Origin of the sequence: Streptomyces lushanensis (assembly GCF_001700515.1) — a bacterium.
GTDB lineage: Bacteria > Actinomycetota > Actinomycetes > Streptomycetales > Streptomycetaceae > Streptomyces > Streptomyces lushanensis.
Genome location: NZ_MAUD01000246.1, coordinates 1 through 10,457, shown reverse-complemented (window position 1 = coordinate 10,457; position 10,457 = coordinate 1). Strand labels below are relative to the sequence as shown.

Annotated in this window: 8 protein-coding genes and 1 pseudogene; 2 read left to right on the top strand and 7 right to left on the bottom strand. The window is 71.5% G+C overall.

Annotated elements, in window-relative coordinates; translation table 11 throughout:
- From BFF77_RS36980 to mce, 7 genes and pseudogenes are all read right to left on the bottom strand, one after another.
- A pseudogene (locus BFF77_RS36980) lies at positions 1-150 on the bottom strand (ABC transporter ATP-binding protein); the annotation flags it as partial.
- A 2-nt stretch (positions 151-152) separates the two neighbouring features.
- A partial coding sequence (locus BFF77_RS20430; protein ID WP_245703612.1) for an ABC transporter ATP-binding protein occupies positions 153-613 on the bottom strand: 461 nt, incomplete at its 3' end.
- 137 nt (positions 614-750) lie between these two features.
- The gene (locus tag BFF77_RS20425) at positions 751-1,530 is read right to left on the bottom strand and encodes an ABC transporter permease (protein WP_066952034.1); all 780 of its coding nucleotides are present in this window, start codon (positions 1,528-1,530) and stop codon (positions 751-753) included.
- Between the two features lie 2 nt (positions 1,531-1,532).
- Positions 1,533-2,507, bottom strand: coding sequence for an ABC transporter ATP-binding protein (locus BFF77_RS20420; protein WP_079125332.1), 975 nt, complete (start codon positions 2,505-2,507; stop codon positions 1,533-1,535).
- A gap of 146 nt (positions 2,508-2,653) precedes the next feature.
- Positions 2,654-3,592 carry a coiled-coil domain-containing protein gene (locus tag BFF77_RS20415; protein WP_066952029.1) on the bottom strand — a complete coding sequence of 313 codons (939 nt, stop codon included), beginning with the start codon at positions 3,590-3,592 and terminating at the stop codon, positions 2,654-2,656.
- Between the two features lie 114 nt (positions 3,593-3,706).
- On the bottom strand, positions 3,707-7,426 hold the full coding sequence (scy, locus tag BFF77_RS20410; RefSeq protein WP_066952010.1) for a polarized growth protein Scy: 3,720 nt from the start codon (positions 7,424-7,426) through the stop codon (positions 3,707-3,709).
- Between the two features lie 159 nt (positions 7,427-7,585).
- On the bottom strand, positions 7,586-8,014 hold the full coding sequence (gene mce / locus BFF77_RS20405; protein ID WP_066952041.1) for a methylmalonyl-CoA epimerase: 429 nt from the start codon (positions 8,012-8,014) through the stop codon (positions 7,586-7,588).
- Positions 8,015-8,159: 145 nt separating this feature from the next.
- Here mce and BFF77_RS20400 point away from each other — a divergent pair, with 145 nt between their 5' ends.
- Positions 8,160-9,359, top strand: a complete 1,200-nt coding sequence (locus tag BFF77_RS20400; RefSeq protein WP_066951998.1) for an acetyl-CoA C-acetyltransferase — start codon at positions 8,160-8,162, stop codon at positions 9,357-9,359.
- Positions 9,360-9,495: 136 nt separating this feature from the next.
- Positions 9,496-10,455, top strand: coding sequence for a methylmalonyl Co-A mutase-associated GTPase MeaB (gene meaB, locus BFF77_RS20395; RefSeq protein ID WP_066951981.1), 960 nt, complete (start codon positions 9,496-9,498; stop codon positions 10,453-10,455).
- Positions 10,456-10,457 lie beyond the last annotated feature (2 nt).

The following is a 10,457-nucleotide window of genomic DNA, read 5'->3' as shown; positions in this document are numbered from 1 at the left end:
GCGCGACCCGCACCCGCGCGAAGTCCGCCGAATTGGCCGAGATGAAGTCCTTGACGCTCATGTCGGCGAGGAGCCGACCGCGTCCGATCACGATGAGATGGTCGGCCGTGACCGCCATCTCACTCATCAGATGCGAGGAGACGAAGACCGNNGGCTCGTCGAAGAGCAGCACCTGTGGATCGCCGAGCAGCGCCGCCGCGATGCCGAGCCGCTGGCCCATACCGAGGGAGAAGCCCTTGGAACGCTTTCTGGCCACATCCTGGAGGCCGACGACCCCGAGCACCTCGTCGACCCTGGTCGCCGGTATCCCGGAGAGCTGGGCCAGCGAGAGCAGATGATTGCGCGCGCTGCGCCCGCCGTGCACCGCCTTGGCGTCGAGCAGCGCGCCCACCTGACGTGGTGCGTTCGGCAACTGCCGGAAGGGATGTCCGCCGACCGTGACATGGCCCGCGCTCGGCTGGTCGAGGCCGAGGATCATCCGCATGGTGGTCGATTTGCCGGAACCGTTGGGGCCCAGGAACCCGGTCACCGATCCGGGCCGTACCTGGAAGGAAAGGTTGTACACGGCCGTCTGGGCGCCGTAGCGCTTCGTCAGGCCGACTGCCTCGATCATTCTCCAGCCCCATCGACAGGTCAGGTCGTCGGGGCTGTCGCCGTTCCCGGCTGAAAACCCCCGTAAGAGTTAGGAGGATATCCGGGCCTTGACGGTTGCGGCCAAGTCGTTCAGGCGGAGAGTCGGTGACGAACGGGCTACGCGTCCCGCTTCCTCAGCACCAGAAAACCGCCCAGAAGGGCCGCCGCCACCCACAGGACCATGATCCCGAGGCCGCCCCAGGGACCGTACGGAGCCGCGTCGGAATTCATGGCGTCGGGCACCACCCGCAGGATTCTGGAGCCGGCCTGGTCGGGGAAGTAGTGGGCGACCTCCTTCGCGCCCGGGACGGCCGCGAGGATCTGGGAGACGAGGAAGAAGAAGGGCACCAGAATGCCGAGCGAGAGGATCGAACTGCGCAGCATCGCGGCCACGCCCATCGAGAAGAGGGCGATCAGCGTCATGTAGAGCGCGTTGCCGATCACCGCGCGCAGCACATTCGGCTCGCCGATGCCGGTGCCGTGGTCGCCGAGCAGTGCCTGGCCGAGGAAGAACGCCAGAAAGCTGGTGACGAGCCCCACCACCAGTGCCGGCACCCCGGCCATCAGGACCTTGGCGAAGAAGAAGGTGCCGCGCCGCGGTACGGCGGCCAGCGACGTACGGATCATGCCCGAGCTGTACTCGGAGCCGACCACCAGCACCCCGAAGACCACCATCGCGAGCTGGCCCAGGACCCTCCCGGAGAAGCTGGTGTAGGTCGGGTCGAAGGTGGCCTGCTGCGGTTCCGGCAGCTCGGCGAAGGTCGAGTTCAGCACCGCGGAGAGGGCCGCGCCCAGGGCCACGGTCACCACCAGGGCGCTGATCAGGGTCCAGACCGTGGAGGAGACCGTACGGATCTTGGTCCACTCGGAGCGGAGGACCGCGGGTACCGATGTCATGCTCAGGCTCCCTCGCCCTGGTGGTCCCGGCCGCCCAGGCCCCACGCGGGACGCGGCCGATCGCCCTCGGGGCCCGTGTGGGCGTGGTACTCGACCGACTCGGCCGTCATCTGCATGAACGCTTCTTCGAGCGAGGCGCGCTGGGCGCTCAGCTCATGCAGCACGATCCCGTCACGGGCCGCCAGCTCGCCCAGCTCCTCGGTGGTGGCCCCGTCGATCTCCAGCGCTCCGCCGTCGGAATCGACCACGGTGAAGCCCGCCGAGTGCAGTACGTCCTTCAGCCGCTCCCGGTCCGGTGAGCGCAGCCGCGCATAACTGCGTGAATTCTCCCGGATGAAGTCCGCCATCGACGTGTCCGCCAGCAGTCTGCCTTGACCGATCACGATCAAGTGATCAGCGGTCAGGGCCATTTCGCTCATGAGATGGCTGGAGACAAAGATCGTCCGGCCGTCATTGGCCAGCGCCTTCATCAGATTGCGGATCCAGTGGATGCCTTCCGGGTCCAGACCATTGACCGGCTCGTCGAACATCAGGATCTCGGGATCGCCGAGCAGCGCCGAGGCGATTCCGAGCCGCTGTCCCATACCGAGGGAGAAACCTTTCGACTTCTTTCCCGCCACGGCGGTCAGCCCGACCATGTCGAGCACCTCGTCCACCCGGCTCGCGGGAATGCGATTGCTCTGTGCCAGACAGAGGAGATTGTTGTAGGCGCTGCGGCCACCGTGCACGGCCTTCGCCTCCAGCAGCGCCCCGATGTGCTTGAGCGGCTCGGCGAGTTCGCGGTAGCGCCTGCCGTCGATCCTGACCGACCCACCGGTCGGGATGTCCAGATCGAGCATCATCCGCATCGTGGTGGACTTGCCCGCGCCGTTGGGGCCGAGAAAGCCCGTCACCACTCCGGGCCTGACCTGGAAGGAGAGATCGTCGACCGCGACCTTGCGGCCGAAGTGTTTGGTGAGCCCCTCGACCTCGATCATGCGGACAACCTAGAGGCGCGCGAAGCCCCCCGCCACTGGAGTGACAGGGGGCTTGCGCGATCGTTACCTACGCCGATCCGTTCGACCACCGTCGCGGGCCCCGGCCGATCGGGCTCCGGCCCTGTGCGACGGGCTCAGTGGGCGGCTCAGCGGGTCTGCTGGGCCGGCACACCACGGGAGATCGGCTCGTCGTCCGCCGGGCTGCCCGCGGCGGCCACCGCGGCGCCGGTCAGCGTGGCCAGCATCTCGCGGACGTTGGTGAGCTGGGCGTTGATCGAGTCGCGGCGGTTGGTGAGCGCCGCCAGCTCGCGCTCCGACTCGCTGCGGATCCGGTCGGCCTTGGCGTTCGCGTCGGCCACGATGTCCTCGGCCTGGCGCTGCGCCGTCTCGACGGTCTGCCGGGAGCGGCGCTCCGCGTCCGTACGCAGCTTCTCGGCCTCCAGACGGAGCTGCTCCGCGCGGTGCTCGATCTCCGCCAGGCGCTTCTCGGCCTTGGCCTGGCGCGCGGCCAGGTCGCGCTCCGACTGCTCGCGGCGCTTGGCCAGGTTCGTCTCGAAGTCCGCGGCGGCCTGGGCGGCCTTGGCGCGGGTCTCCTCGAAGAGCGCGTCGGCCTCCTCGCGCTTGGACTGCGCGTCCTTCTGCGCGTCCGTACGCAGGGTGGAGGCGTCGCCCTTCGCCTTCTCGACGATCCGGACGCCCTCGTCCTCGGCCTTGGCCTTGCGCTCCGCCGCGAACGCCTCGGCGTCGTTGCGCACCTGCTGGGCCGCCGACTCGGCCAGCTCGCGGTGCTGCTCGGCCGCGCGCCTGGCCTCCTCGCGCAGGTCCTTCGCCTCCTCCTCGGCGAGGCGGAGGATCTTCTCGACCCGGGCGCCGAGTCCGGCGTACGACGGCTCCGCGTCGGAAACCTGGGCCTGGGCGTTCTGCGTTTCGAGGTGGAGCTCCTCGATGCGCTTCTCCAGCGCGGTGATACGGGCCAGAGCACTGTCACGGTCGGCGACGAGTTTGGTAATGCGGTCGTCCACCTGACCGCGGTCGTAACCACGCCGCACGAGCTCGAAGCCGAATGGGGAGGATGTGTCGCTCATGGGGTTCCTGTCGAATGAGACCGGTGAGGTGATAGGGGGAATCCTAGGGGCCTAAGCGGCGTGTCATCGAGCGGATGCCGGTTTGATCTGGAGAATGTCCAGCCTTTTGAGTGGCTAGCTATCGGACGACTTGCCACTCGAACGGGTTGTTCCCGCCGCGGCGCCCGCCTTGACCTGGGTGTCCTTCGTCGGACCGGCGGGTGCCTCAAACGACTCCAAAGCTTCGAGTACATCCTGAACGCGGGAGATCTCCGCCTGAATGTCCTCGCGCCTGCGCACCAGGACATCGAGTTCGCGCTTGCCGTCGTCGACCGTACGCTTGGCCTCCCGGGCGGCGTCCGCGCGCAACTCCTCGGCCTCTCTGATGAGTTCGGCCTTCTTCTGCTCGGCCTCCTTGAGCAGCCCCTCGGCCTTCTTCACCGCGGCGATCCGTACTCTGCTCGCCTCGGAGCCGGCGTCGGCGACGAGCTGCTTGGCCTTCGCGTCGGCCTCGGCCCGCTGGTCGTTGGCGGCCTTCATCAGATTGTCGACGCGCTCACCGACGGTCTTGAGCTGCTCGGACGTCTCCCGGCGGGCCCGCTCGTGGAGCTGCTCGATCTCGCTCTCGACCCGTACCCGCAGTTCCTCGGCCCGGTCCCGGATGGCCGTCGCGTCCCGCCGCGCGCCGACGAGCAGCTCGTCCGCGTCCGTACGGGCCTTCTCGACCAGGGAGTTGCCCTCGACGGTCGCGTCCGCGGTGATGCGGCCCGCCTCCTTGCGGGCGGCGCCCACCATCATGTCGGCCTGGGCCTCGGCCTCGGTGGCGGCGCGCAGCGCCTCCTCCTGGGCCTTGTTGATGAGCTGGTCGGCCTGCTCGGCGGCGTCGGTGCGGCGCTTGGCCGCGTCCTTGCGCGCCTCGTCCAGCAGCCAGTCCGTCTCCTCCTGGGCCTCGTTCCTCAGCCGCTCCGCGGCGGCCTCGGTGTCCGCCTTGAACTTCTCGGCTTCGGCACGCAGCCGCTCGGCGGCCTGCTGCGCCGCGCCCACCGTCTCGGCGGCCTCGGCGCGCATCCGCTCGGACTCGCCCGTGGCCTCCGCGATCAGCCGGTCCGCCTGGCCGGCGGCATCGCCGCGGATACGGTTCGCGTCCTCCCGGGCCTCGGCGCGGGCGCGGGCCGCGTCCCGCTCGGCCGCGGCCAGCGAGTCGGACGCCTCCGTCCTGATCCGCTGCGCGTACTCCGCGGTGTCGGCGCGCATCCGCTCCGCCTCCGCGATCGCGTCGCCCACGGTGCGTTCGGCCAGGGCCTGCGCGGCGTCGGCCTCCTCCTGGGCCCTGGCACGGATCCGGCCGGCGTCCTCGGAGGCGCGGTCCCGCTCCGCGTACGCGTCCGCGCGTACCCGGTCGGCCTCCTCCTGCGCCTCCGTCCTCGTCCGCCCGGCCGCGTGCTCGGCGGCGGAGCGCAGCCCGGCGATCTCCTGCTCGGCCTGGTCCTGGAGCCCGGCGACCGAGTCCCGCACCTGCTGGGCGGTCTGCTCGGCCGCGGCCACCAGCTCGGTGGCGCGGTAGTCCGCCTCCGAGACCAGCCGGTGCGCCTCGGTCTGCGCCTCCTCGACCCGGTTGCGGGCCGAGGCGAGCAGCTCCTCGCTCTGCTCGCGGGCGCGCTCGCGCTCCTGGTCCGCCTCCGTACGGGCGGCCGTCAGGGTCTCCTCGGCCTCGCGCCGGCGGCGGCCCGCCTCCTCCTGCGCGGCGGCCAGCGCCTCGGCCGCCTCGCCGCCGACCCGCTCGGCGGCGGCTGCCGCCTCGGCCCTGACCCGGTCGGCGCTCTCCTGCGCCTCGGCCTTGAGCCGCTCGGCCTCGGTGGCGGCCTCGCCGCGCAGCCGTACCGCCGCGGTCTCCGCCTCGGCGCGGTACTCCGAGGCGTCGGACGCCGCCTCGTCACGGAGCCGCTCGGCCTCCTGCTCGGCCTGCGCCTGGAGCGTACGTACCCGCTCGGCGGACTCCGCGCGCAGCCGCTCTGCCTCCTCCGAGGCCTCACGGCGGATCCGCTCGGCCTCGGCGCGCGCGTCGGTGAGCGCCTCCTCGGCCGCGGCGAGCCGCTGCTCGGCCTCCGTGTGCAGCCGCGTCAGCTCGCCGGCCGCCTCGGTCCTGCGGGCCTCGACACCGCGCTCGGTCTCCTCGCGCAGCTCGGCCGCGGCCTGCTCCGCGGCGGCCCTGGTGGCCTCGCCCTGCTCCTCGCCCTCGGCGCGCAGCCGCTCGGCCTCGGCGCGCGTGCGCTCCAGCGTCTCCTCGGCCTGCCGGCGCAGCGTGGTGGCGCGCTCGATGGCCTCCGTGCGGACCCGCTCGCTCTCGGCGGTGGCGCCCGAGCGCAGCTCGTCGGCGTCCGCCTTGGCCTTGGTCAGCAGCTCCTCGGCGGACCTGGCCGCCTCCTCGATCTGCTGGACGGCCTCCCGCCGGGCTTCGCCGCGGATCCGCTCGCCCTCGGCGACCGCCTCGGCCCTGAGCTGCTCGGCCTCGCCGCGCAGCCTGCGCGCCTCCTCCTGGAGCTCGACCGTCTTGGCGCGGTACTCCTTGGTGTCGTCCTTGGCCGCGCCCTTGAGCTGGTCGGCCTGCTCGGCCGCCTCACCGCGCAGCCGGTCCGCCTCCGCCTCCGCCTCACGGCGGATCCGGTCGGCCTCCTCGCTCGCCGACCTGGTGGTGGCCTTGGCGTCGTCCGACGCCTTCGTCAGCACCTCTTCGGCGGTACGGGCCGCCTTGGCGAGCTGGGCCGCGGTGTCCTCGGCGGCGACCGTACGGGCCTTCTCCGCGGCCTCCGCGACCAGCTTCTCGGCCTCGGCGCGGGCGTCGGCGAGCGCCTGCTCGGCCTCGGCCCTGGTGGCGTCGGCGTCCTTCGTGGCCTCGCCGACCAGCCGGGCGATCTCCGACTTGGCCGTACGCGTGCGCTGCTCGTTCTGCGACTCGACCCCGGCCAGCCGCTTGGCCGCGCTCTCCTTGGCCTCCGCGGTGACCTTCTCGGCCTCCGCGCGGGCCTCGCGCAGCCGCTCCTGCGCCTCGTGCATCCGCTGATCGGCCGCGCGGCTCAGCTCGGTGGCGTGCTGGCGGACCTGCTCGGCCTCGGCGGTCGTGGACGTACGCAGCTGCTCGGCGTGGCTGGAGGCCTCCTGGGCCTGCGCGGACGCGGCGTTCAGCAGCCGCTCGGCGTCCCTGCGGGCCCGCAGCAGGATCGCTTCAGCTTCCGACCTGGCCGCCTCGGCCTCCGAGCCCAGCCTGCGGCGCGCCTCCTCGGTGACCCGGACGGCCTCCGCGCGGGCGGCGGCCAGGGACTGCTCGGCCTCGGCGCGGGACTCGTCCAGCAGCCGCCGGGCCTGGGACTCCGTACGGGCCCTGAGCTGCTCGGCCCACGCGACGTTCTCGTTGACGTGCGACTCGACGGTCTGCCGGCGCTCCGCGAGCTCCTGGTCGAGCCGCTGGCGGCGCTGGACGGCCTCCGCGTGCAGCTCCGCCTGGAGTCTGGCCTGGTGCTCGGCGTGCTCCTGGAGGATGCGCTGTGTCTGGGCGCGGGCGTCACGCAGCTCGCGCTCCGCGTCCGCGCGCATCTGCTCGGCCTGGATCTGGGCGTTGCGCAGGTGCTGCTCGGCCTGATAGCCGAGATCGCCGTTGTCGTAGGACGACGGGCGCGTGGCCAGCGTGCGGCGTGCCTCGTGGAGCTTGGCGCGCAATACCTCGACCTGGTAACCGAGGTCCTCGGCGTGCTGGACGGCCTTCTCCCGCGCGGTCTTCAGCCGTTCCATCTCGGCTTCGAACCGCGAGAGGTGGTCGTCGTCAGCTCGGTGGCTCTCCTGGCGTTCGTAGCCCCGCACTGCGCGGTCCCATCCGTCCCCTGGTCGCAACTGCCCAATCGAGCACCGTTCTCGGCGAACGGCCCCCCGGGGAATGGTGTCAGATCAACGGCAGGGGCGCGGCCCCGGCCCGGCCCCGGCCCGGAGCGCCCCACTCTACCGGGCCGGGAATCCTTAAGGTCAGTGCTCCGGGGCGGAGGTGACGAGTTCTGTGAGGACTCCGTGACAGTCCTTGGGATGCAGAAAAGTGATGCGCGAGCCCATGGAGCCCCGGCGCGGCTCGTCGTAGAGGACCCGTACGCCCTTGTCACGGACCGCCTGGGCGTCCCCGTCGACATCCGCGGTGCCGAAGGCGATGTGGTGCACGCCCTCGCCGTTCTTCGCGAGCCACTTGCCCACGGGGGAGTCCTCCCGTACGGGTTCGAGGAGCTGGAGGTACGAGGCCCCGCCGTCCGACGTCCCGTTGATCCTGAGCATGGCCTCGCGGACGCCCTGCTCCTCGTTGACCTCGGTGTGGAAGACCTCGAAGCCGTAGGTGGCCCGGTAGAACTCGACGGTCGCGTCGAGATCGAAACAGGCGATTCCGATGTGGTCGATTCGCGTCAGCATGGACACAGTGTGGAGCGTCATGGCGCCGGTTACGCAACGTGCGCGCGATCACACGCACGGCCGGATGACCCCGGCGCGTACCGCTCAGTACATTGGAGTAAACCCTCGTTCACTCCTCACGCTCCAGCAAAGGGGATCGCGTCTCATGTCGGATACGAACACCACCACCTCCGTGATCGTCGCGGGCGCCCGTACCCCGATGGGACGGCTGCTCGGTTCGCTGAAGTCCTTCTCCGGCGCGGAGCTCGGCGGCTTCGCCATCAAGGCCGCGCTGGAGCGCGCGGGGATCAGCGGCGACCAGGTGCAGTACGTGATCATGGGCCAGGTGCTCCAGGCCGGGACGGGGCAGATCCCGGCACGCCAGGCCGCGGTCAAGGGCGGCATTCCCATGAACGTCCCGGCGCTCACCGTCAACAAGGTCTGTCTCTCCGGCCTCGACGCGATCGCGCTCGCCGACCAGCTCATCCGGGCGGGTGAGTTCGAGGTGGTGGTCGCGGGCGGCCAGGAGTCCATGACCAACGCCCCGCATCTGCTGCCCAAGTCCCGTGAGGGCTACAAGTACGGCGCGGTCGAGCTGCTCGACTCGATGGCGTACGACGGGCTGACCGACTCGTTCGAGGAGATCGCCATGGGCGCCTCGACGGAGAAGCACAACACCCGGCTCGGTATCGCGCGCCCGGAGCAGGACGAGTTCGGCGCGCTCTCGCACCAGCGGGCCGCCGCCGCGCAGAAGAACGGCGTCTTCGAGGCCGAGATCACCCCGGTCGAGATCCCGCAGCGCAAGGGCGACCCGGTGGTCTTCTCCCAGGACGAGGGCATCCGCCCGGAAACCACGGTCGAGACCCTGTCCCGGCTGCGTCCGGCCTTCGACAAGGACGGCACGATCACGGCGGGCACCTCCTCGCAGATCTCCGACGGCGCGGCGGCGGTCGTGGTGATGAGCAGGGCCAGGGCGGAGGAGCTGGGCCTGGAGTGGATCGCCGAGATCGGCGCCCACGGCAATGTGGCGGGCCCGGACAACTCGCTCCAGTCCCAGCCGTCCCACGCGATCCAGCACGCCCTGAAGAAGGAGGGCCTGGCCGTCGAGGACCTCGATCTGATCGAGATCAACGAGGCCTTCGCGGCGGTCGCCGTGCAGTCGATGAAGGACCTCGGGGTGTCGCCGGAAAAGGTGAACGTGAACGGCGGCGCGATCGCTCTCGGTCACCCGATCGGGATGTCCGGCGCGCGGCTCGTGCTGCATCTGGCGCTGGAGCTGAAGCGGCGCGGCGGCGGGATCGGCGCGGCGGCGCTGTGCGGCGGCGGGGGCCAGGGGGACGCGCTGATCGTGCGGGTGGCGAAGTAGTCCGTCGTACGTACGTTTAATACGCCGCCCGTACGTCGCGTGTAGCCGGGCGGCGTGGTGGTGCGGGCCGTGCGGCCGTGCGGCCGGGTGGTCCGGGTAACGGAGCTGGAACTGTGACGACGGAGCTGGAGCTGTGATGCAGGACGTCCCCGAGCTGGTGGCTCAGGCGCGTGAGGGCCGGCCGCGGGCCGTGGCCCGGCTGATCTCACTGGTCGAGGGGGCGTCCCCGCAACTGCGGGAGGTGATGGCGGCGCTGGCACCGCTCGCGGGCCGGGCGTACGTCGTCGGGCTCACCGGCTCGCCGGGTGTCGGCAAGTCGACTTCCACCTCGGCGCTGGTCACCGCGTACCGGCGGGCGGGCAAGCGGGTCGCGGTGCTGGCTGTCGACCCCTCGTCGCCCTTCTCGGGCGGCGCGCTGCTGGGCGACCGCGTCCGGATGTCCGAACACGCCTCGGACCCGGGCGTCTACATCCGCTCGATGGCCACCCGTGGCCATCTCGGCGGTCTGGCCCGGGCGGCTCCGCAGGCCATCCGGGTGCTGGACGCGGCGGGCTGCGACGTGATCGTGGTGGAGACCGTCGGCGTCGGCCAGTCGGAGGTCGAGATCGCCTCCCAGGCGGACACCTCGGTGGTGCTGCTGGCGCCCGGCATGGGCGACGGCATCCAGGCCGCGAAGGCCGGAATCCTGGAGATCGGCGATGTGTACGTGGTCAACAAGGCGGACCGCGACGGCGCCGACGCGACGGTCCGCGAGCTGAACCACATGCTCGGGCTGGGCGAGTCCCGGGGGCCGGGCGACTGGCGCCCGCCGATCGTCAAGACGGTGGCGGCGCGGGGTGAGGGCATCGACGAGGTGGTGGAGGCGCTGGAGAAGCACCGCGCGTGGATGGAGGAGCACGACGTACTGACCCGACGCCGCGTCAGCCGCGCGGCGCGCGAGGTGGAGGCGATCGCGGTCACGGCGCTCCGTACCCGCATCGCCGACCTCCACGGCGACCGCAGACTGACCGCCTTGGCGGAACGGATCGTCGCGGGCGGCCTGGATCCGTACGCGGCGGCGGACGAACTGGTGGCGGGGATCACGGGGGGCGGCTGAGG

Coding starts and splice junctions, on each gene's coding strand:
- BFF77_RS20400 (WP_066951998.1), top strand. CDS start 8,160: ATGTCGGATACGAACACCACCACCTCCGTGATCGTCGCGGGCGCCCGT.
- mce (WP_066952041.1), bottom strand. CDS start 8,014: ATGCTGACGCGAATCGACCACATCGGAATCGCCTGTTTCGATCTCGAC.
- BFF77_RS20415 (WP_066952029.1), bottom strand. CDS start 3,592: ATGAGCGACACATCCTCCCCATTCGGCTTCGAGCTCGTGCGGCGTGGT.
- BFF77_RS20420 (WP_079125332.1), bottom strand. CDS start 2,507: ATGATCGAGGTCGAGGGGCTCACCAAACACTTCGGCCGCAAGGTCGCG.
- BFF77_RS20425 (WP_066952034.1), bottom strand. CDS start 1,530: ATGACATCGGTACCCGCGGTCCTCCGCTCCGAGTGGACCAAGATCCGT.
- meaB (WP_066951981.1), top strand. CDS start 9,496: ATGCAGGACGTCCCCGAGCTGGTGGCTCAGGCGCGTGAGGGCCGGCCG.